Below are 18,910 nucleotides of genomic sequence, written 5' to 3' on the forward strand. Positions count from 1 at the left end.
GAAGTGTGCAGAAAGATTAATGACAAGTATGTAAAGAGATTAGAGAGAAGTGTGCAGAAAGATTAATGACAAGTATGCAAAGAGATTAGAGAGAAGTACGCGGAAAGATTAATGACGAGTATATGAAGATATTAATAGGAAGTGTATGTATCGATTAATAATAAGTGTGAAAAAAATTAAGGAGGAGTGAATGAAAAGAATAAGATTAAGGGTTGCATATGATGGTACGAATTATTCGGGTTGGCAGATACAGCCTAACGCACCGACAATTGAGAAAAAGCTCGATGAAGCTATATACGCGCTTACAGGTGAAAATGTCCATGTAACAGGTGCAAGCAGAACCGATGCAGGAGTTCACGCATTAGGAAATGTCGCTGTATTTGATACAGCTTCAAACATACCGGCAGACAAGTTCACATATGCACTTAACAGGTACCTTCCTGAAGATATAATAATACAGCAGTCAGATGAGGTAGAATCTGATTTTCATCCAAGACACTGTGATACAAGAAAGACATACTGCTACAGGATACTAAATACGGAGTTCGGACTTCCTAAGAAACGTAACTATACATGGAATGTACCAGGGAATATTGATATTGCTAAAATGCAGGAGGCGGCAGCGTATCTTGTAGGAGAACACGATTTTAAAAGCTTCTGTTGTGTGCGTACACAGACAGAAACAACCGTAAGGACAATATATTCGCTTGATGTAGATAGAAAAGGTGATGAAATATTAATAACTGTTACAGGTAATGGCTTCTTATATAATATGGTAAGAATAATAGCAGGAACGCTTATACAGGTAGGAAAAGGGAAATTTAATCCAGAGTATGTAAAGGAAATGCTTGATGCAAAGGACAGGACACAGGCAGGTCAGACAGCACCACCGCAGGGACTTACGCTTATGAGAATAGAGTATCTGTAATTCTTGATATTTGTAATTGTGATAATCTAATACATAGTTAATATTTTTAATTTAGGCTGTTGATAAATATATTGCAGAATAAAATCTTTGTGGATAATTTCCTGAAAATTATATGGTAAAAATACATTTTCTGATTGACACACAAGGCTGTGTGTTATATAATTCTTTAATGTGGCGTGACAAGTGCGCCTTGACATAAGTTAATCAGAATTAGGTGTTTCACCATATGCCCCGGAGAAGCATTTAATATATATTAACATTTATTTAATTAGAACAATTAATTATGCATTTAAGCAATATTTAGGAGGAAAACTAATGAGTACTTATATGGCTAGTGCATCTAACATCGAAAGAAAATGGTATGTTGTAGATGCTGCAGATTATACATTAGGTCGTTTAGCATCACAGGTTGCTGCTGTATTAAGAGGTAAGAATAAGCCTACTTATACACCATTCCTTGACTGTGGTGACAACGTTATCGTAATCAACGCTGAAAAGATTAAGGTTACAGGTAAGAAGTTAGATCAGAAGATTTACTACAATCACTCAGATTATGTAGGTGGTATGAAAGAAACAACTCTTAAGGAGATGATGGAAAAGCATCCAGAAAGAGTTATCGAACTTGCTGTTAAGGGTATGCTTCCAAAGGGACCTTTAGGAAGACAGATGTACACAAAGCTTCACGTATATGCAGGTCCAGATCATGAACAGGCAGCTCAGAAGCCAGAAGTTTTAAAGTTTTAATTAAAGGACATATCATAAGGAGGAATTAACAGTGGCTAAGAAAGCAAACGGAAAGTTCTACGGAACAGGTAGAAGAAAAAGCAGTATTGCTAGAGTATATTTAGTACCAGGTAATGGTAATATTACAATAAATAAGAGATCACTTGATGAATATTTCGGTCTTGAAACACTTAAGGTTGTAGTTAAGCAGCCATTAGTTCTTACAGAGACAGCTGACAAGTATGATGTAATCGTTAACGTACACGGTGGCGGATACACAGGTCAGGCTGGTGCTATCAGACACGGTATCTCAAGAGCTCTTCTTCAGGTTGATTCAGAAGAATACCGTCCATCACTTAAGAAGGCTGGTTTCTTAACAAGAGATCCAAGAATGAAGGAAAGAAAGAAGTACGGTTTAAAGGCAGCTCGTCGTGCTCCTCAGTTCTCAAAGAGATAATATCTTTTTCTTGGAAAGCCTTATTTTACAAGGGTTTCAAAGAATTGCATCTTGAAAATGATGTTTATTTGATGTTTAACAGGTAGATTTTTAATGAATCTACCTGTTTTTTTATTACAAAGACGAAAGAATGTTTATAAAATATGAGTTGTAATTTTACTGCATTTGCGATTTAAAAGCATAGGATATAAATACACACATTAATAGCTAAAATCGCAAATATAGCAAGATTATCATTGTTTCCAAGCTATATATTACATAACAGCAGGATATTCCTTTTCTTCGCTTATTGAAGATATATAGTTGCTGATACCTACACTATTGATTCCAAGAACCTTTTCTGTTTTACCTAGTGCAAATGCTATAAGGTTGTTATTACCTTTGTCAATAGTTTTTTCTAAATCATCAAAAAATTCTGTTGGACTTATAAATGTCTCATTTCCATTTATATCTCTTTCATATGTGGAAAACATATTCTCGTCAAACTGATATGTCTGTATACCCATTTCTGACAGCTTTGTGCGTAAATATAACAATACAGATTCATTTCCTCGGTATTCCTCAATAATGTTCTCTATCATTGTAGGATTCAGTGCTTTTGCTCTGTGCATAGTGCTAATATAATCAATGGCGGCACTATAATTCTGTGATAAGTCAAAAGGCTTTCCAACAAACTGTCTAATCTCTGTTATAGATTCTTTTATCTTGGACTTTGCAGAAAGTACATTTTTATTCAGTTCTTTCTTGCAATATGCAATCTGCTCATTCTTAAATTCAGATGTCCTTGTTTTATCAGCTAGTATCTTATCTACTGCCTGCTTATAATCTGCCTTGTACTTGTTAATCAAACTCATACAATCTCCGATAGTTCCTAATGTCATTGTCAATTCCTCTCGTTCCTTTTTTGTCATAATAAATAATCTCCTTTTTGCATTAATTCATAATAATTAAAAATTCTGCTATTGCTACAATAATCACAGCTATAGTTGCAATCTTCCAAAAAGTAGCTTTTTTCTTCTCTGCTCTTAAAATATCGCTTGCTAAACTATTTTTCATATAATCACTTCCTTTCCTCAAATTTAAAATAAATGTGTAAAGTTATTTACATTCCGCAAGTGATTCTTCAATAGCAACGATTCTTTCTAAAATGTCCATTTGCTCACTTGTCCGCAAACAAATATCTAAAAGTATCTGTGCTGATTTGATTCGAGTTCCTGCGCAAACTTCTTTATCATTCATAATAGACGACAAAGTTTCTATTGCTTCACTCATTTTATCCGTCAACTTGCTATTTGCAATTTGAAACTTGCCTTGTCGTTCGTTCTGTAATCTTTGTCTAAACGCTGGTTGTTGCAGGCGATTATAAATTGCTTGCCTTGTAACCCCTAACTCATTACTTGCGGTTGCTATATCCTTGCAAGTAATGAGTGCAAGTATCATTTGTTCGTCTGCTACTCTTTTTCCTGCCAATCTATATCACTTCCTTTCAACGATTCTGGCGGGGTGTCGGGAATATTATCAATGATAACGGCATCCGCCTTAATACTATCAATATCAACTGGTTTCCCGTCTAAGAAATACTTCCCGTCCTTATAATCGACAATAACAACTTTTGCGGTTTTTCCGTCTGCAATCTTCTTGATTGCCTTTAGTCTATTTTCATAATTCTTCATCATATCAACTCCTATCTGCTATATAACCATAAGATAATAGTTATATATAATATAATTATTATTACATTACACTTTGTAAATCCTTGCAAACCCTATTAAATACAAGGGGTGCAAACTGTTTAGCACTAAAATTTTGTGACAAATTCTAAAGATATTTGCTCATATTACCTATTTCTCGAATAACGCTCGCCTGTTCTTTGATGTAGTTATAAGGGATAAATCCTTTATTGCTATATAACTTGGCTACACATTTTTTGGCTCGTCTGTTCTCGTTGTGTGTTATCTTTTCACACAATGACCTTGAACCTTTCCCGACAGATAAAAAATGAATATGCCAATCCACTTCATGAGGTATTGCAAACTTATAAAGCAAGTTATCCTCATCACGAACAAAAACCTTTTTATATCCCCCCTTTTCTGTTTTTACAGTGATTTTCTTACACATATCACCTTTATTGTGACTAAGGCACATTACAATAGCAGTTTCGTTATAATGCTTATTGTGTTGATAATATGCAGTTCTTCTTATACGATTGAACTGCAATAGTAATTCGTCATAGTCAGTTTTTCTTTCAAATTCAATGCTATAACTTGGTACGGTTTTTGATATATCTTGCATATCTAACCTCCGTTATCGGTTAAATACAAGTCTGGCTTTTGTATTTGTACCATTAAATATTTCCTTATAAATTTCTTTTGCTTCTTTCTTGGTAAAATTGATTAGCTCAAGTGAAGGATTTCCGTTTTTCTCCTCTGGAACAATAATTCCATTGCCTTCTATTGCATACTTAATAGCATCACTAATGGAACAATCAACACCTGCAATATAAACTTTTTTCATTTTCTATGTCCTTTCTAAGCTGTAATTTGCAACTGTTCGATGAACTTGGGATAGTTTATTAAAACTCTGTTTCCTGCCATAATGTGCGGAACTTCTCCAGCTTTAACCATTACTCTGATTGTGTGTTCAGGAAGAATGCCAGTTTTAGCAACTTCTCGAATTGTCATAAATATTTTTTCGTTCATAATGTGTAGCTCCTTTCTGTTATTTTCAAAAAGGTTGAAAATAATCTTGATTTGTATAATATAGTGTAATATAATCTACTAAAAGATACAAGTTGATTAAAATAATAAATAAATCATATGTGTCTCAAAAAAATTATTATTTTCAACAAAAGGAGATTGAACAATGATTGAATTAAAACCAGATGTTATAGGAGTAAGATTAAAGGAATTAAGAGAGAAAAGAGGGTTATCACATGAAAAATTAGCAGATGAATTAATGGCTAAATATGGAAATGGTCAAACTAAAAAACCAATATCTATTGATAGTTTAAAAGCGTATGAAGTATCTGATAACAATCATAGTAAATTTGGAAATCAGAAAGGAATGAAAATAGAAAATTTTATAATGTTAGCAAATTTTTATAATGTGTCATTAGATTATTTGCTTGGTGTAGAGAATGAAACAAGTCACGATATGAAATATATTTGTTCAGTTACAAAGTTAACTGAAGATACTGTTGATAAGTTGGAAAAGCTACCTAGTTTTGCTCATATAGTTAATTATATTACAAAAGGATGGTTACCATATTTAAGTGAGATACAAATGGAGAATCTATTTAGCAGTATAGAAAAATATGTAAGCTCTAATAATATTAATAGTAGGGAATCTGCAATGGATATGTTGGAGATTCAAGAGAAATTTACAAGTTTAAAATGTTGTATACAAAATAAAGAAAGAGACACACATAAAAGATTGCTTTAGAAAAATGGAAAGGAAGATATTAAATGGCTACGATAAGCAAAAGAAAGGGTGCATATCAAATTATTGTATCTCTTGGATATGATGAAGCAGGAAAACAGATAAGAAAGACTACAACTTATCGAATCCCAGAGGGAACAACTCCAAAGAAAGCAGAAAAACTTGTCAAAGAATATGCTATGGAGTTTGAGAAGAAATGTAAGGGAATGATAGATTTAGACGAAAATATGAAATATTCTGAATTGTCAGAGTTATATTTTAAAAACTATGCCCCGAACAAATTAAAAGAGGTTACAGCATATAATTATAAAAAGCAATCAGAACTTCACATATTGCCATATTTGGGAAGTATGAAACTTAAAGTTATAACTCCTACTACAATAACAAATATGTTTGCGAAAATGGAAGTACAGCCATCAACTTGCAAGAAAATATATACAATTCTTCAAAGTGTATTTAGCTATGCTTTAGAAAGTAGATTGATAAAAGAAAGTCCGTGTTGTGCAGGTGTAATTCTTCCAAAACAAAAATATAATGCGGAACAAAGAAAACCATTTCTTTCTGATAGTCAAGCTAAAGAACTATTAAATATGTTAGATGAAGCAGGATATTCAGAGTTTGCAGTTATCATTAAAACATTGTTATATACAGGAATGAGAGCAGGAGAGTGTCTTGCATTGCAATGGAATGATTTGGATTTTGACAATGGGCTTATACATATAAGACATAATCTTGCTGATGTAGGAGGCAAACATTGGCTTGATACTCCAAAGACAAAAAATTCTATTAGAACAATAGGAATGAGTGATACATTAAAAGCAATATTGCAAAATCACAGAGAAGAACAGAAAGAAAAAATTAAGAATGTTGGGAAAACATATAAATATCCTAATATGGTTTTTACTTCAACAACTGGAGATTATAAGGATAGAAGTAGGTTAAATTTGCAATTTAAAAGATTTATAAAGGATACAGATTTTTGTAATATATCTCTTCATAAACTTCGCCATGCAAATGCAACACTATTAATAAATGCAGGAGTAGATTTAAAACTTGTATCAGAAAATTTGGGACACAGTGATGTTTCAGTGACAGCTAATATATATTCAGAAGTATTAGAGAGTAGCAAGAAGAAAATGGCGGATTTAGTAGCATTGAATTTAAAATGATGTTTGTTTGATGTTTAATGATGTTTATTAATGTTGAAAATTACAAAAAGATATGTTACTTTAAAATGGCTGAAAGCCTTGATATATAAGACTTTAGAGGACGATAGAAAATGATAAAAAATGATGTGATTAGTACTCAAAGAGATAGGATTTACAATTCAAAGCGTTTTTATGGCGCTTCAGAAAAGTATGTTACACCTCAGAATTTCGGTTCTGGGGTGTTTTTTTATATAAAATATGATAGAATATATTATAATAGTTAAGTATTAAGTGTAATTAAAAAGCTATTTTCGTATTAATTAGAATGGAGAGATATTTATATGACAACTGTAAGCACAAAGAGTGGTAGAATTATAAAAGTTGTATCCAGAGAAGAAGAGAAGAGTACATTGACTGAATCAGACAGTGAAATGGACGAAAGAGCGGTTGAAGCTGTTAAGGCAGCGATAAATAAAGCTAAGATTTGTAAAAAACCTATAGCAGGTTATGATAAAGAAAAAAAGCGGGCTTATGTAGAGTATGCGAATGGGGAAAGAAAGTATGCAGAATAGAAAACCGATGATTCTTGTATTAGCAGGACCAAATGGCTCGGGGAAAAGTACAATAACCACTTTTTTTGATAAAGTTGGTAAGTATACTAATGCTGATGATGTTGTTGCGACTACAGGAATGAATAATATGGAAGCTGCTGTTTTGGTTGACAGGATGAGATATGAATCAATTGCCAAGAAAGAAGATTTTACATTTGAAACAGTCTTGTCATCTGAATATAAGTTAAACATTTTAAGAAAAGCAAAAGAAGAGGGATATTTTATAAAATGTGTATTTGTGTTGACAGTTGACCCACAAATTAATATTGCCAGAATAGAATCTCGTGTGGCAGCAGGTGGACATAATGTTGATAGCAGTAAAGTTATTGAAAGATATTATAAATCAATTAATAACATAAAAGAGTTACTTGATATATGCGATATTATGCATGTTTATGATAATACCAAATCACCAGAAAGAATTATTCGTAAGCATAAAGAAGAACTATCAATATATCCAAATGAATATTGGAGTGAACAGGATATATTAGGATTGATGGAATAATGTTGTTGTTATCTTATCTTGGAATACCAATACAATTTATTACACACCAGAATTTCGGTTCTGGTGTGTTTTTTGACATTAATTACATTAACCCTTCATCTGCATCCTATACTTAAGCGGTGAAACAAGGAATTCTTTTTTAAATGAATAACTAAAGTAGCTGGTACTTTTAAATCCGCATTCATATGCAATTTGATCTATTTGTTTGTCAGTATTTGACAGTAAAACTATAGCATGTTCTAATCTTACCTTAGATAAATATCTTGAAAAAGCTTCTCCTGTATTTTGTTTGAATAGCCTTGAAAAATGAGAGCTGGAAAAGCTAAATAATTTACAAATATTATCCACATTTATATCAGTCATATAATTAGAGTCTATATATCTCATAACATCATTGATATTTTTGTTTATTTTCTTGCCATGGCTGCCGTTTATATCATGAGATAACTCATGCTCAATAATAAATATAATTAAGTATGTAAGCAATGCCTTTAATTTAGAATCTGAGTATGGTGAATTAATATTATACTCAGTCAGCATCTTTTCAAAAATATTCCGGACAACTTGCTGGTCTTCCTGATTCAGAATGTGGTATTTTTCAGCGTAGAATCTGTTAAATGAAACAGCAGATATTTCTGACTTTATATAATCAGCTATATCAAATGAATATTTAATAAGTATGCTGTTATGCGTTTCATTGCTGGTATAAATGCTCATGTACGGTAGAGAAGCACAAAGCAAAACAAAGACAGCCAGTCCTGCCACTATTCCGAAGTCAGGGGAACGCAATAGAAAAATTCATAGCTGTATGCTATACTTAATTAGCATTTGAACATATCAAGCTGACACAGCAATCTCTTTGCTTGCCGTTAATGCGCGTCTACCAATAGTCCGCAGAAAGCAAGAGTAGCGTAAAGGTATAAAAATTTCAAACTTCTTTGTAACGAAATTCCGATTTCTCCGTCTAACCTATGAAGCTGAAGGAGGTGATGACAAGTATGGACTATGAAAAGCTCTATAAAGCCTACTATTTACAGGTATACTCGTATACTATTTCTCTTGCCAAAAATCGTGAGATAGCAGAGGAAATCACGCAGAACACATTCTATAAGGCTGTTTCTACAACATCACAATTCAAAGGTAAGTCAGATGAATTGACATGGCTCTGCTCCATAGCAAAAAACCTTTACCATGATGAAATGCGAAGCCGTCAGCGAGTAGCTGATGTGAGTGAAATCAATGACTTGCCATCAAATGAAAATGTTGAGAACTCAGTTGCAGATTCTGACATGGCGTTCCGCATACACCTCGTTCTTCACCGTTTGGAAGAACCATACAAAGAAGTCTTTCAGCTTCGCGTATTCGGGGAACTATCTTTTTCACAAATCGCTGCAATTTTTGGAAAAACAGAATCATGGGCGAGAGTTACTTATCATCGTGCAAAGCTAAAAATTCAAGAAAGGATGGATGAAAAGCATGAGTAAACAATGCGATATTGTTCGAGATATTCTTCCGCTGTATGTTGACGGTGCTTGCAGCGAAGCAAGCGCAGAGATGGTAAAAGAGCATTTGAACGCCTGTGCTGACTGTAACGCAATTTATCAGAAATTGCTTTCTCACACGAGCGAAGATGTTCTTCACGAAGAAAGCGAAAGCGTTATTATGCGCCATGAGGCAAAAGAAAAGCAGAGAGGCAGAAAAAAGATAACGATTGCTGTTCTCGTTTCCATCGCTCTTTGTATCATTGCAATTTTTACAGCTCTCTTTCTGTTACCTATAAACATTGCTTATGAGCCTGTCAAAATCGACTTCCCATTTGAGGTTGAAGATGTCGAAAACGTTGAAATGTACCACTATGACGGAGTGCCTGAATCAGCAGAAAAGAAAGTAGTTGTTGCTGAAAATGATATAAAGACCCTGTATGATAAGTTCAAGGGCTTATCCCTAAAAGACAAAACGACTGAGGAAACTGCCGGAGCAGATGTGACCAGCTTTAGATTTAACCTCTCAGATGGAACAAGCTACGATTTGATTTACGCCTGCTATGGGGTTAAAAACGGCGAATTGAAGTCAGCAGCAGGCGGTTTTAAGTATTTCACAAGTGCGGATATCGGCTCTTATTGGAACAATTTGAATACGGAACTTGAGGCAATTCCTATCAATGAGAGTGAATTGCCGTGAGCAGATAGCAAACCCAGCCGAGCCTGTCAACGGTCAAGATGAACGGCGCAAATGCGCCGCCGTTGACAGCCCCGCCCGTCTTTGCTGTTCGGTAATCAAGAGGGCGACAGCACAAGATGCTGCCGCCCTCTGCCATTATTCAGAAAGGGGGATTTTCCATGACCGAACACGAAAAGTATCAAGAACATATCCGGCATACACACGATGCCTTTTGCAAGACTGTTATTCGCCACGCTGCCATAGACGCAGCCCGGAGCATACGGAGCCGCCGCAAGCGGGAAATCTCGCTTGAATATCTGATAGAAGAAAAACACTATCCATTCAGTACCACAGATAAATACTTTGCGGAGCAATCCGGCATGACCAGCTATCCGCTTTTCGTCTGTGGTCAGATGGTGCTTTTGGAAAGTCCAGAGCTTGCCGCAGCCCTGTCCGCACTATCACAGATGGAACAGGAAATCATTTTCTTGTACTACTTCCAACGATTGACGCATAGGGAGATTGGACGGAGATATGGACGGGCTGGCAACACAACCGGGCGGCGTATTCAGATGATTTTACGGCGGCTACGGGCAGAGTTGGAGGGTTTGTCCTATGAGCCAGCTACTTCCCTATGAGACAATCGTTAAGGCAAGCGAGGGCGACCCGGAAGCTGTTGCCGCCGTCCTATCCCATTATGCGGGATATGTCCGCTCTTGTGCGAAAATGGACGGACAGATTAACACGGATATGCAGGAGCATATCGTCAGGCAACTGATAGAAAGCCTGTTGAAGTTCCGCTTTGACCGCTAAACAGAAAAGTTGTATAATTAGAGCCTGACAAATTAAACTTCAATGAGGGTAGAGCAAATGGAACAGATTATCAATTATAGAGACATACCCACAGATAAAAGGATTGACATATTAAATGCTCTTGAGCGAATAGGTTTTTTTCCGGCATACGGCGGCGTGAGAACAATGCAGCAAATTATGGAAAAGTCAGTTCCAGGTTCAGGCCCACAATTCTATTTCGTTTTTCGTGAAAATGAGTTGATAGGGTACAATTTTCTCATTGGGGACACTAAGAAATATAAAGCGTTCCCATGGCTTGCTATTAGCAATATGGATGAGCAGAAGTTGACTGTTTGTGAAGAACTGATGAAAATACAAATTGCCTTTTTTGAAGAATTCGGAATGCAAAAGATAGCAGATCATTGCGTTAGGATTATGGAAGATTACAGAAAAGGAATTGGAAAGCGGAAAGAAAGCGATTGCAGATAAATTCCATTTGAAAAACGGCTGACAATTTAATACCGCCGCCCATCACAGCGGAAGATAAGCAGTAAATCTTGAAAAGGTTTACTGCTTTTTTTGCGCCCATTTTCAAAAATCTTTGGCAAACCACACCGCCGGATTGTTGTAGGGAGCAGACAGGGAAAATAAAAAAATTTTCGCTGCGTTTGCCAAAACGCCCCCTTTTCACCGTTGTAGTGGTGAACAGCGGGCAGAACACGCCGCCGCAATCGCTATATTGGTGGAGCAAGCCAGTATATCCGCAAACCAGAGCCGCCGAGGAAAGCGGTAGTTTTTTAGAGCAAGATTCTACCGCAGTACCAAATTTCGCTTATCGCTCATTTTGTCCTTGCGGGAATCTTGTTGGGGAGTGCCTTCCCCAAACCCTGCTTATGCGGCTTACGCCGCTTGAAAAATTCCCGCAAATTCTTTTCGGATTATTTCAAAAACAGTTCCGCTACACACCCCGTTTTTCTCCTATTAGTGAGAGGACACCACGCACAGAAAGGAGGTCAACCACCTATGAAACGATATAACATGCCCCACCGCAGCAGGGTAGTCAAGACCCGGCTGACCGATGAAGAATACGCCGACTTTACCGCCCGGCTTGCCCCTTATGGTATGAGCCAGTCCGAATTTATCCGGCAAGCCATTACACGGGCAACCATACGCCCCATTGTTACCGTTTCCCCGGTCAATGATGAATTGCTTGCCGCTGTCGGGAAGCTGACCGCCGAATACGGCAGGATCGGCGGCAACCTCAATCAGATTGCCCGGTATCTGAACGAATACGGCGTACCGTATAACGCCCTGTCCGGCGAAGTCCGAGCCGCCATTTCCGACCTTGCAGCCTTGAAGTTTGAAGTCTTGCAGAAAGTGGGTGAAGCTGTTGGCAACATTCAAACATATCAGCTCTAAAAATGCCGACTACGGAGCAGCGGAAGCCTACCTCACTTTTGAGCATGACGAGTTTACCATGAAACCCACCCTTGATGAAAACGGGCGGCTTGTTCCCCGTGAGGGCTACCGCCTTGCCACGCTGAACTGCGGCGAAGAAGATTTTGCTGTTGCCTGTCTGCGCTCCAATCTCCGCTATGGCAAGAACCAAAAACGGGAAGATGTGAAATCCCACCACTATATCATCAGCTTTGACCCACGGGACGGAACGGACAACGGTCTGACCGTTGATAAGGCGCAGTCGCTGGGCGAGGAATTTTGCAACGAGCATTTCCCCGGACACCAAGCCATTGTCTGCACCCACCCGGACGGGCACAATCACTCTGGCAACATTCATGTGCATATCGTCATAAACAGCTTGCGGATTGAAGCCGTCCCGCTTCTGCCCTACATGGACAGACCAGCGGACACGAAGGACGGCTGCAAGCACCGCTGCACAGACGCAGCTATGGAATATTTCAAGTCCGAAGTCATGGAGATGTGCCACCGGGAAAATCTGTATCAGATTGACCTTTTGCATGGCAGCAAGAACCGAGTGACCGAGCGTGAATACTGGGCGCAGAAGAAAGGGCAGCTTGCCCTTGATAAAGAGAACGCCGCCAGAGAAGCCACCGGACAGCCGACCAAGCCCACCAAGTTTGAAACGGACAAGGCGAAGCTGCGCCGGACGATACGGCAGGCACTTTCCCAAGCTGGCAGCTTTGACGAGTTTGCTTCCCTGCTTTTGCGGGAGGGCGTAACTGTCAAGGAGAGCCGGGGGCGGCTTTCCTACCTCACGCCGGACAGGACAAAGCCTATCACAGCCCGGAAGCTGGGGGACGATTTTGACAAGGCTGCTGTCCTTGCCCTGCTCACGCAGAACGCACACAGAGCCGCCGAACAGACCACAGCCATACCCGAATACCCCCACACCCAAAAGGAACGCTTGCGAGAGGAAAAAACCGCAAAAACCGCCCCGGCAGACAACACCTTGCAGCGCATGGTTGACCGGGAAGCCAAGCGAGCTGAGGGCAAGGGCGTGGGCTATGACCGTTGGGCTTCCCTGCACAACCTCAAACAGATGGCGGCTACCCACAACTTCCTCATGGAGAACGAACTGCTTGACCTTGACAAGCTGGACGCAGCCGTGGAGAGCAGCCGGAAAGCTCTTTCCGAAGCAAGGGAAAGTCTGCGGGGCATTGAGCAGAGCATTTCCGACAAGAAAAGTCTGCGAAAGGTTGTCAACGATTACCGCCGCACCCGCCCCACCATTGACGCTCATAAAAAGCTGTCCGGCAGAAAAGCGGAGAACTACCGCCAGTCCCACGAAGCGGAATTTATCATCTATGAAGCTGCCCTGCGCCAGCTAAAGGTGCTTGCACCGGGAAAGAAGCTGCCCGCCACTTCCAAGCTGAATACGGAGATTGAAGCCCTCATTTCCGAGAAAAACGCAGCTTACAACACCTACCGCACCGCAAAAGCCGAGTATGAGCAGCTTGCCACCGCCAAACGGAACGCAGAGCAGATACTACACGGCACACCGAGCCGACAGAAAAAGCATGAACAGGAGCGTTAAAAACCGCCCCGAAATGATACCGAAACCATACAAAAGGCAGGGGGGTATGCCATACCCTATCCGCAATACCCCTGACCTTTCCAACGGGGCTTACAGGGCAGATTTTTCCCGAAAATGGCACCGGGAACATACAGATTTTGCCCCTGTCCCCTCATACCCGACCAAACCGAAGAAAGGAGCGTTTTTTCATGCCGAGAATGAGCAAGAAGCGGCGGCTGGAATGGGCGTTCTTCCTCAATGAGCGAAACCGCATTACTTTCAATGCCCTTTGCCGGGGCTGTACCCATGACTGCAAGCAGAGTTTTAGGGCTATCGTGGTACTCTGCCCCCGGTATTATTCAAAGAGATGGAAAGCCCGCCCCACAGATAAGGAGAACCAAGATTATGTCAGATAACCGCAAATATTATTACCTCAAACTGAAAGAAAGCTATTTTGACGATGACGCTATCGTGCTGCTGGAAAGTATGCAGGACGGTATGCTGTATTCCAATATCCTCTTGAAGCTGTACTTAAAATCGCTGAAATACGGCGGCACTTTGCAGCTTGACGAAAATATCCCCTACACCGCCCAAATGATAGCCACCATTACCCGCCAGCAGGTCGGCACAGTCGAGAGGGCTTTGCAAATCTTTATGAAACTGGGGCTTGTTGAACCGCTGGACAACGGGGCTTTGTATATGAGCAATATCGAGCTTTTCATCGGTCAGTCCTCTACCGAGGGGGAGCGTAAGCGCAGGGCAAGAATGAAGATTTCAGAGCAAAAACGGCTTAGTGGACAAGTGTCCGAAGCAAAAGCGGACATTTGTCCACCAGAGATAGAGATAAAGAAAGAGATAGATATAGAGATAGAAAAAGAGAGAGAGTTAAAACCGGGACGAGCCGCCCCCGCAGCTTACGGCAGATATAAAAATGTGATTTTGACAGATACAGAGCTTTCTGAACTGAAAGCAGAACTGCCCGACAAATGGGAGTATTACATTGACCGGCTATCCGGCTATATCGCTTCTACCGGGAGGAAATACAAGAACCATGCCGCCACTATCCGCAGATGGGCGGCTGACGATACCGCTAAAGCTGCCCCGAAAAAGGGCATACCCGATTACAGCTACAAGGAGGGAGAAAGTCTATGAAACCAGCTTTTGAAGATATGAGTTTACAGATACCAGCAGCCACCGCCGAGCCGGAGGACTACACAGGTGAGGACGGTCTACTCTACTGCGGCAAGTGCCGGACACCGAAAGAAGCCTATTTTCCGGCTGATAAGGTTGCCCTGTTCGGGCGTGACCGACACCCGGCAGAGTGTGACTGCCAGCGGGCGCAGCGCATGGAGCGTGAAGCCGCCGAACAGCAGAGAAAGCACCGGGACAAGGTAGAAGAACTGAAACGCCTGGGCTTTACCGACCCGGCTATGCGGGAATGGACTTTTGCCAATGACAACGGCAGAAACCCGCAGATGAAAACCGCCCGTTTCTATGTGGAGCATTGGGAGGACATGAAAGCCGGGAACATCGGCTATCTGCTCTGGGGCAGCGTCGGCACAGGCAAAAGCTACCTTGCCGGGTGCATTGCAAACGCCCTCATGGAGCAGGAAATCTCCGTAAAAATGACGAACTTCGCCGCTGTCCTCAATGACCTTGCCGCCACCTTTGAGGGCAGGAACGAATATATTTCCAAGCTCTGCCGCTATCCGCTGCTTATTCTTGATGATTTTGGAATGGAGCGTGGAACAGAGTACGGCTTAGAGCAGGTCTACAATGTGATTGACAGTCGTTACCGAAGCGAAAAGCCGCTGATCGTCACGACCAATCTAAGCCTTGACGAGCTGAACAATCCCCTGGACACAGCCCACAAGCGGATTTATGACCGGGTAACAGAGATGTGTACCCCTGTCTGCTGCTCCGGCGTGAATTTCCGCAGGGAAAAGGCACAGGAGAAAATGGAACGGCTGAAAAAGCTGATGAACGATTGAAAGGAGTTTGCCTATGACCGATAAAAAAGAGCATATCAAACACAGCATGAAAAGCACCGCACCCGCCGACTGCGTGACGGAAATCCGCATAGGGAACTCTGTTCTTGTGGTGTCCGGCTTTTTCAAGCAGAGTGCCACGGAAACCGCAGCCGACAAAATGGCTAAGGTGCTGGAAGCGGAAGCTGCTACACAAAAATCGGCAATATGACGGGCGGTAAAGAAGCATTTTTCACATTTTGCCGCTATACACGCCGCCCCGCCATGTGGTACAATCGAAGTACGGAATAGTGGGGCTGGCTGTCAGAAACGGAGGAAACCATGTTAAGACAGACAACCCAAAACCTTATTACCGCCCTTTATCCGAGATTATCCCATGAAGATGAATTGCAGGGGGAGAGCAACTCTATATCCAACCAAAAGCGCATTTTAGAAACCTACGCCAAGCAGAACGGCTTTACCAATCTCTGCTGGTACACGGACGATGGTTATAGTGGTGCGAACTTCCAAAGACCCGGGTTTCAAGCCATGCTTGCAGACATTGAAGCCGGAAAAGTCGGCACAGTCATAGTCAAGGATATGTCACGTTTAGGGCGAAATTATCTCCAAGTGGGAATGTACACAGAAATGCTTTTCCCACAGAAAGGCGTCCGCTTTATCGCTATCAATGACGGAGTGGACAGCGCAATGGGCGACAACGATTTTACCCCGCTGCGTAATCTTTTCAACGAATGGATGGTGAGAGATACGAGCAAAAAAATCAAGGCAGTTAAGAAAGCAAAAGGTCTAAGCGGAAAGCCTGTTACCAGCAAGCCCGTGTACGGCTACCTCATGGACGATGACGAGAATTTCATCATTGACGAGGAAGCCGCCCCGGTAGTCAAGCAGATTTACCAGCTTTGCCTTGCCGGAAACGGGCCTACCAAGATAGCCCGTATGCTGACCGAGCAGCAAATCCCCACGCCGGGGACGCTGGAATACCAGCGCACAGGCAGCACACGCCGCTACCACCCCGGCTATGAATGTAAGTGGGCGACCAATACTGTTGTTCATCTTCTGGAAAACCGGGAGTACACAGGCTGTCTTGTGAACTTCAAGACGGAAAAACCGTCCTACAAGATGAAGCACAGCATAGACAATCCCATTGAGAAACAGGCGATTTTCGAGAACCACCATGAGCCAATCATCGACTTGCAGACATGGGAACGGGTGCAGGAGTTACGCAAGCAGCGCAAACGCCCCAACCGCTACGATGATGTGGGCTTGTTCTCCGGCTTGCTGTTCTGCGCCGACTGCGGTCATGTGATGTACCAGCAGCGGTATCAGACCGACAAGAGAAAGCAGGATTGCTACATCTGCGGCAGCTATAAGAAGCGCACCGCCGACTGTACGGCGCACTTCATTCGCACCGACCTTTTGACGGCGGGTGTGCTGGACAATCTGCGGAAAGTGACCGCCTATGCACAGAAGCACGAAGCTCGGTTCGTGAAGCTGCTTATCCAGCAGAATGAAATGGGCGGCAAGCGGAAGCTGGCGGCGGCAGCCAAGCAGCTTGAACAGGTGCAGAGCCGCATTGCAGAACTTTCCCGCTACATCAAGCGTCTGTATGAGGACAATGTAAACGGGAAAATCAGTGATGAGCGTTTCATGGAAATGTCCGCAGACTACGAAGCCGAGCAGCGGGAACTGAAAGACAGAGCCGCCGCTTTGCAGGGCGAGCTGGACAAGGCACAGGAAGCCACGGTAAACGCTGAAAAGTTTATGAGCGTTGTCCGCAAGTACCTTTCTATCGAAGAACTGACACACACTCTTTTGCGTGAAATGGTGGAGAAAATCGTTGTTTATGAATGTGAGTATGACGAGAACGAAGTACGCCGCCAGCGCATTGATATTTATTACAGCTTTGTAGGCAAGATTGACTTGCCCGAAGAATAAAGCCCGACCTATCCGACACCCTGCGCAAGTGTCGGATAGGAACGGCAAAATTTTTTACACTTCTATTACTTCTTTATCACACATCAGTAAAAGGTCTGGTGATGTAATCCAAGAGGCATTGTTCCAACATATCCTCTGAGAATATCCCACTCTCCATCAGTTGAGTATACATGATGACTGCCAGATATCTGAAAACCAATCTCATAATGTTTTATACATGCACTCATTGATGGCATATGAAAATTAATATCTTTTCCGTTATAAACGATACTTCTGTTTATTTCAAAATTATTACAATCTTTTATAGGTCTTGGCATACATTTTACTTCCATCTAATGATATTAAATATAAAATAGCATAATATCTTAAATTCTAATTGTAAAGTGATATTTTTTATAAAGAAAGCGACAAATTAATAATGTATAATACATATGTAACTAAGCAGTTGTTTTTTGCGGAGGGATTAGTAATGAATGATGAGAGAATGCCAATTAACATTTATAAACTTGATGCTGGTTATAATGATAAGGGAATGAATAGTAATGAACTTATTAAAGATTATAAACGGAATATACATAAATGGTATTTTATAGCTGCTGCCGACATTGTGTTTGCCTTGATTATAGCATTTGTTAATTTTAAAGTTCCTGACACGGTAATGATGAGCCTGATTATTTATATTGTAGTATTGGCACTGCTTATAGTAAGTATTGTCAGGATTCATGGATATCGTTTACAGTGTAGAAATATAAAGGGAGATTTAACAGATGAAAAAATATAAGCTGAGCACGAGGATAAGTGCTTATATAGCTGTGATTTTATCGCTGGCTATGAGTGGCCATCTGATGAAGAGGCAAAGTTTAAATGGATATCATCTGAGCTTCTAAGCCTTAATAAGGAAGGGGCAAAAGTGCGGGTCAAAGCTCAAATTGATTTTATAAAATATCATTATGAAACAGAATGTACAGTCAGGTGGAATGAAAACCTATCAGAGACTAAAATTAAAAATGCTAGTATTACGGCGGTGTAAGCATTTGTTGCGGATGGTTGATATATTAGAGTTAATATGATACTTGCGGATTTAGAAGTCGACACATTTAATAACATTGGCATTGAGATGGAATAATATTCTTTCTTCAATAAAGTAATGAGCAGTTCTGGAAATCTGTGGGTAGTGCTACGCATACAACAGATATGTAACACTACCAGATATAAATCCCCTATTTATGGGCT

General features: G+C 40.6%; 30 protein-coding genes. 21 read left to right on the forward strand and 9 right to left on the reverse strand.

Annotated elements, in window-relative coordinates; all coding sequences use genetic code 11:
• Positions 1–190 precede the first annotated feature (190 nt).
• The 3 genes from truA (at position 191) to rpsI (ending at position 2,108) form a co-directional block, all read left to right on the forward strand.
• Positions 191–928 carry a tRNA pseudouridine(38-40) synthase TruA gene (gene truA, locus WMO42_RS12885; protein ID WP_055306846.1) on the forward strand — a complete coding sequence of 246 codons (738 nt, stop codon included), beginning with the start codon at positions 191–193 and terminating at the stop codon, positions 926–928.
• A gap of 315 nt (positions 929–1,243) precedes the next feature.
• The gene (gene rplM / locus WMO42_RS12890) at positions 1,244–1,672 is read left to right on the forward strand and encodes a 50S ribosomal protein L13 (RefSeq protein WP_022501117.1); all 429 of its coding nucleotides are present in this window, start codon (positions 1,244–1,246) and stop codon (positions 1,670–1,672) included.
• 31 nt (positions 1,673–1,703) lie between these two features.
• Positions 1,704–2,108 carry a 30S ribosomal protein S9 gene (rpsI, locus tag WMO42_RS12895; RefSeq protein ID WP_022501116.1) on the forward strand — a complete coding sequence of 135 codons (405 nt, stop codon included), beginning with the start codon at positions 1,704–1,706 and terminating at the stop codon, positions 2,106–2,108.
• Between the two features lie 254 nt (positions 2,109–2,362).
• Here the strand turns inward: rpsI and WMO42_RS12900 are convergent, their stop codons facing one another.
• From WMO42_RS12900 to WMO42_RS12930, 7 genes are all read right to left on the reverse strand, one after another.
• Entirely contained in the window at positions 2,363–3,019 is a 657-nt protein-coding gene (locus WMO42_RS12900; protein WP_178570461.1) for a hypothetical protein, read from the reverse strand.
• Between the two features lie 22 nt (positions 3,020–3,041).
• Positions 3,042–3,164, reverse strand: a complete 123-nt coding sequence (locus WMO42_RS12905) for a hypothetical protein (protein ID WP_349192477.1) — start codon at positions 3,162–3,164, stop codon at positions 3,042–3,044.
• A gap of 42 nt (positions 3,165–3,206) precedes the next feature.
• On the reverse strand, positions 3,207–3,578 hold the full coding sequence (locus WMO42_RS12910; protein ID WP_349192479.1) for a hypothetical protein: 372 nt from the start codon (positions 3,576–3,578) through the stop codon (positions 3,207–3,209).
• Positions 3,560–3,784, reverse strand: coding sequence for a hypothetical protein (locus WMO42_RS12915; RefSeq protein ID WP_349192481.1), 225 nt, complete (start codon positions 3,782–3,784; stop codon positions 3,560–3,562). Before WMO42_RS12915 ends, WMO42_RS12910 begins: the two co-directional genes overlap by 19 nt.
• 142 nt (positions 3,785–3,926) lie before the next feature.
• Entirely contained in the window at positions 3,927–4,400 is a 474-nt protein-coding gene (locus WMO42_RS12920) for a hypothetical protein (protein WP_178570453.1), read from the reverse strand.
• A gap of 12 nt (positions 4,401–4,412) precedes the next feature.
• Complete coding sequence (locus WMO42_RS12925) at positions 4,413–4,622, reverse strand: hypothetical protein (RefSeq protein ID WP_178570451.1); 210 nt, start codon at positions 4,620–4,622, stop codon at positions 4,413–4,415.
• A 14-nt stretch (positions 4,623–4,636) separates the two neighbouring features.
• Complete coding sequence (locus tag WMO42_RS12930) at positions 4,637–4,807, reverse strand: hypothetical protein (protein ID WP_178570448.1); 171 nt, start codon at positions 4,805–4,807, stop codon at positions 4,637–4,639.
• A gap of 163 nt (positions 4,808–4,970) precedes the next feature.
• On the opposite strand from WMO42_RS12930, the gene WMO42_RS12935 reads away from it, so the two are divergent.
• From WMO42_RS12935 to WMO42_RS12950, 4 genes are all read left to right on the forward strand, one after another.
• Positions 4,971–5,549, forward strand: coding sequence for a helix-turn-helix transcriptional regulator (locus tag WMO42_RS12935; RefSeq protein WP_178570445.1), 579 nt, complete (start codon positions 4,971–4,973; stop codon positions 5,547–5,549).
• A gap of 23 nt (positions 5,550–5,572) precedes the next feature.
• Positions 5,573–6,715 carry a site-specific integrase gene (locus tag WMO42_RS12940; protein WP_349192484.1) on the forward strand — a complete coding sequence of 381 codons (1,143 nt, stop codon included), beginning with the start codon at positions 5,573–5,575 and terminating at the stop codon, positions 6,713–6,715.
• 320 nt (positions 6,716–7,035) lie between these two features.
• Positions 7,036–7,266: a hypothetical protein gene (locus WMO42_RS12945; protein WP_055287312.1), complete on the forward strand. Its 231-nt coding sequence runs from the start codon at positions 7,036–7,038 to the stop codon at positions 7,264–7,266.
• Positions 7,256–7,810 (forward strand): zeta toxin family protein, encoded by a 555-nt coding sequence (locus WMO42_RS12950; RefSeq protein WP_116444196.1) that lies wholly within the window; start codon positions 7,256–7,258, stop codon positions 7,808–7,810. Before WMO42_RS12945 ends, WMO42_RS12950 begins: the two co-directional genes overlap by 11 nt.
• 87 nt (positions 7,811–7,897) lie before the next feature.
• On the opposite strand, the gene WMO42_RS12955 is transcribed toward WMO42_RS12950, so the two are convergent.
• Positions 7,898–8,575, reverse strand: a complete 678-nt coding sequence (locus tag WMO42_RS12955) for an AraC family transcriptional regulator (RefSeq protein WP_349192487.1) — start codon at positions 8,573–8,575, stop codon at positions 7,898–7,900.
• A 206-nt stretch (positions 8,576–8,781) separates the two neighbouring features.
• Here WMO42_RS12955 and WMO42_RS12960 point away from each other — a divergent pair, with 206 nt between their 5' ends.
• The 13 genes from WMO42_RS12960 (at position 8,782) to WMO42_RS13020 (ending at position 17,677) form a co-directional block, all read left to right on the forward strand.
• Entirely contained in the window at positions 8,782–9,294 is a 513-nt protein-coding gene (locus tag WMO42_RS12960; protein ID WP_003533443.1) for an RNA polymerase sigma factor, read from the forward strand.
• Entirely contained in the window at positions 9,287–9,991 is a 705-nt protein-coding gene (locus WMO42_RS12965) for a zf-HC2 domain-containing protein (protein WP_005921297.1), read from the forward strand. The genes WMO42_RS12960 and WMO42_RS12965 overlap by 8 nt, the downstream gene beginning before the upstream one ends.
• 116 nt (positions 9,992–10,107) lie before the next feature.
• Positions 10,108–10,608, forward strand: a complete 501-nt coding sequence (locus tag WMO42_RS12970) for a sigma factor-like helix-turn-helix DNA-binding protein (RefSeq protein WP_004853592.1) — start codon at positions 10,108–10,110, stop codon at positions 10,606–10,608.
• Positions 10,586–10,783 carry a helix-turn-helix domain-containing protein gene (locus WMO42_RS12975; protein ID WP_005921293.1) on the forward strand — a complete coding sequence of 66 codons (198 nt, stop codon included), beginning with the start codon at positions 10,586–10,588 and terminating at the stop codon, positions 10,781–10,783. The genes WMO42_RS12970 and WMO42_RS12975 overlap by 23 nt, the downstream gene beginning before the upstream one ends.
• Before the next feature lie 42 nt (positions 10,784–10,825).
• Positions 10,826–11,251, forward strand: coding sequence for a hypothetical protein (locus WMO42_RS12980; protein WP_349192490.1), 426 nt, complete (start codon positions 10,826–10,828; stop codon positions 11,249–11,251).
• 68 nt (positions 11,252–11,319) lie between these two features.
• Positions 11,320–11,799, forward strand: coding sequence for a hypothetical protein (locus tag WMO42_RS12985; protein WP_173011514.1), 480 nt, complete (start codon positions 11,320–11,322; stop codon positions 11,797–11,799).
• Entirely contained in the window at positions 11,786–12,181 is a 396-nt protein-coding gene (mobC, locus tag WMO42_RS12990) for a plasmid mobilization relaxosome protein MobC (protein WP_009255338.1), read from the forward strand. Before WMO42_RS12985 ends, mobC begins: the two co-directional genes overlap by 14 nt.
• Positions 12,153–13,775, forward strand: a complete 1,623-nt coding sequence (locus tag WMO42_RS12995; RefSeq protein WP_044983951.1) for a relaxase/mobilization nuclease domain-containing protein — start codon at positions 12,153–12,155, stop codon at positions 13,773–13,775. Before mobC ends, WMO42_RS12995 begins: the two co-directional genes overlap by 29 nt.
• Positions 13,776–13,963: 188 nt before the next feature.
• Complete coding sequence (locus WMO42_RS13000; protein ID WP_009255336.1) at positions 13,964–14,170, forward strand: hypothetical protein; 207 nt, start codon at positions 13,964–13,966, stop codon at positions 14,168–14,170.
• On the forward strand, positions 14,160–14,906 hold the full coding sequence (locus WMO42_RS13005) for a phage replisome organizer N-terminal domain-containing protein (protein WP_009255335.1): 747 nt from the start codon (positions 14,160–14,162) through the stop codon (positions 14,904–14,906). The genes WMO42_RS13000 and WMO42_RS13005 overlap by 11 nt, the downstream gene beginning before the upstream one ends.
• The gene (locus tag WMO42_RS13010; RefSeq protein WP_055247163.1) at positions 14,903–15,745 is read left to right on the forward strand and encodes an ATP-binding protein; all 843 of its coding nucleotides are present in this window, start codon (positions 14,903–14,905) and stop codon (positions 15,743–15,745) included. The genes WMO42_RS13005 and WMO42_RS13010 overlap by 4 nt, the downstream gene beginning before the upstream one ends.
• Before the next feature lie 13 nt (positions 15,746–15,758).
• Positions 15,759–15,953: a transposon-encoded TnpW family protein gene (locus WMO42_RS13015; protein WP_009255333.1), complete on the forward strand. Its 195-nt coding sequence runs from the start codon at positions 15,759–15,761 to the stop codon at positions 15,951–15,953.
• 110 nt (positions 15,954–16,063) lie between these two features.
• Positions 16,064–17,677, forward strand: a complete 1,614-nt coding sequence (locus tag WMO42_RS13020) for a recombinase family protein (protein WP_009255332.1) — start codon at positions 16,064–16,066, stop codon at positions 17,675–17,677.
• A gap of 83 nt (positions 17,678–17,760) precedes the next feature.
• On the opposite strand, the gene WMO42_RS13025 is transcribed toward WMO42_RS13020, so the two are convergent.
• Complete coding sequence (locus tag WMO42_RS13025; RefSeq protein WP_349192493.1) at positions 17,761–17,994, reverse strand: hypothetical protein; 234 nt, start codon at positions 17,992–17,994, stop codon at positions 17,761–17,763.
• Between the two features lie 152 nt (positions 17,995–18,146).
• Here WMO42_RS13025 and WMO42_RS13030 point away from each other — a divergent pair, with 152 nt between their 5' ends.
• Positions 18,147–18,458 carry a hypothetical protein gene (locus WMO42_RS13030; RefSeq protein ID WP_090140439.1) on the forward strand — a complete coding sequence of 104 codons (312 nt, stop codon included), beginning with the start codon at positions 18,147–18,149 and terminating at the stop codon, positions 18,456–18,458.
• The last annotated feature ends 452 nt before the right edge of the window (positions 18,459–18,910 follow it).

The sequence above is a fragment of the Lachnospira sp. CLA-JM-H23 genome (genome assembly GCF_040096425.1).
Classification (GTDB): domain Bacteria; phylum Bacillota; class Clostridia; order Lachnospirales; family Lachnospiraceae; genus Lachnospira; species Lachnospira rogosae.

Coding starts and splice junctions, on each gene's coding strand:
- truA (WP_055306846.1), top strand. CDS start 191: ATGAAAAGAATAAGATTAAGGGTTGCATATGATGGTACGAATTATTCG.
- rplM (WP_022501117.1), top strand. CDS start 1,244: ATGAGTACTTATATGGCTAGTGCATCTAACATCGAAAGAAAATGGTAT.
- WMO42_RS12900 (WP_178570461.1), bottom strand. CDS start 3,019: ATGACAAAAAAGGAACGAGAGGAATTGACAATGACATTAGGAACTATC.
- WMO42_RS12905 (WP_349192477.1), bottom strand. CDS start 3,164: ATGAAAAATAGTTTAGCAAGCGATATTTTAAGAGCAGAGAAGAAAAAA.
- WMO42_RS12915 (WP_349192481.1), bottom strand. CDS start 3,784: ATGATGAAGAATTATGAAAATAGACTAAAGGCAATCAAGAAGATTGCA.
- WMO42_RS12920 (WP_178570453.1), bottom strand. CDS start 4,400: ATGCAAGATATATCAAAAACCGTACCAAGTTATAGCATTGAATTTGAA.
- WMO42_RS12925 (WP_178570451.1), bottom strand. CDS start 4,622: ATGAAAAAAGTTTATATTGCAGGTGTTGATTGTTCCATTAGTGATGCT.
- WMO42_RS12930 (WP_178570448.1), bottom strand. CDS start 4,807: ATGAACGAAAAAATATTTATGACAATTCGAGAAGTTGCTAAAACTGGC.
- WMO42_RS12935 (WP_178570445.1), top strand. CDS start 4,971: ATGATTGAATTAAAACCAGATGTTATAGGAGTAAGATTAAAGGAATTA.
- WMO42_RS12940 (WP_349192484.1), top strand. CDS start 5,573: ATGGCTACGATAAGCAAAAGAAAGGGTGCATATCAAATTATTGTATCT.
- WMO42_RS12945 (WP_055287312.1), top strand. CDS start 7,036: ATGACAACTGTAAGCACAAAGAGTGGTAGAATTATAAAAGTTGTATCC.
- WMO42_RS12950 (WP_116444196.1), top strand. CDS start 7,256: ATGCAGAATAGAAAACCGATGATTCTTGTATTAGCAGGACCAAATGGC.
- WMO42_RS12960 (WP_003533443.1), top strand. CDS start 8,782: ATGAAGCTGAAGGAGGTGATGACAAGTATGGACTATGAAAAGCTCTAT.
- WMO42_RS12965 (WP_005921297.1), top strand. CDS start 9,287: ATGAGTAAACAATGCGATATTGTTCGAGATATTCTTCCGCTGTATGTT.
- WMO42_RS12970 (WP_004853592.1), top strand. CDS start 10,108: ATGCTGCCGCCCTCTGCCATTATTCAGAAAGGGGGATTTTCCATGACC.
- WMO42_RS12975 (WP_005921293.1), top strand. CDS start 10,586: ATGAGCCAGCTACTTCCCTATGAGACAATCGTTAAGGCAAGCGAGGGC.
- WMO42_RS12980 (WP_349192490.1), top strand. CDS start 10,826: ATGAGGGTAGAGCAAATGGAACAGATTATCAATTATAGAGACATACCC.
- mobC (WP_009255338.1), top strand. CDS start 11,786: ATGAAACGATATAACATGCCCCACCGCAGCAGGGTAGTCAAGACCCGG.
- WMO42_RS13000 (WP_009255336.1), top strand. CDS start 13,964: ATGCCGAGAATGAGCAAGAAGCGGCGGCTGGAATGGGCGTTCTTCCTC.
- WMO42_RS13005 (WP_009255335.1), top strand. CDS start 14,160: ATGTCAGATAACCGCAAATATTATTACCTCAAACTGAAAGAAAGCTAT.
- WMO42_RS13010 (WP_055247163.1), top strand. CDS start 14,903: ATGAAACCAGCTTTTGAAGATATGAGTTTACAGATACCAGCAGCCACC.
- WMO42_RS13015 (WP_009255333.1), top strand. CDS start 15,759: ATGACCGATAAAAAAGAGCATATCAAACACAGCATGAAAAGCACCGCA.
- WMO42_RS13020 (WP_009255332.1), top strand. CDS start 16,064: ATGTTAAGACAGACAACCCAAAACCTTATTACCGCCCTTTATCCGAGA.
- WMO42_RS13025 (WP_349192493.1), bottom strand. CDS start 17,994: ATGCCAAGACCTATAAAAGATTGTAATAATTTTGAAATAAACAGAAGT.
- WMO42_RS13030 (WP_090140439.1), top strand. CDS start 18,147: ATGAATGATGAGAGAATGCCAATTAACATTTATAAACTTGATGCTGGT.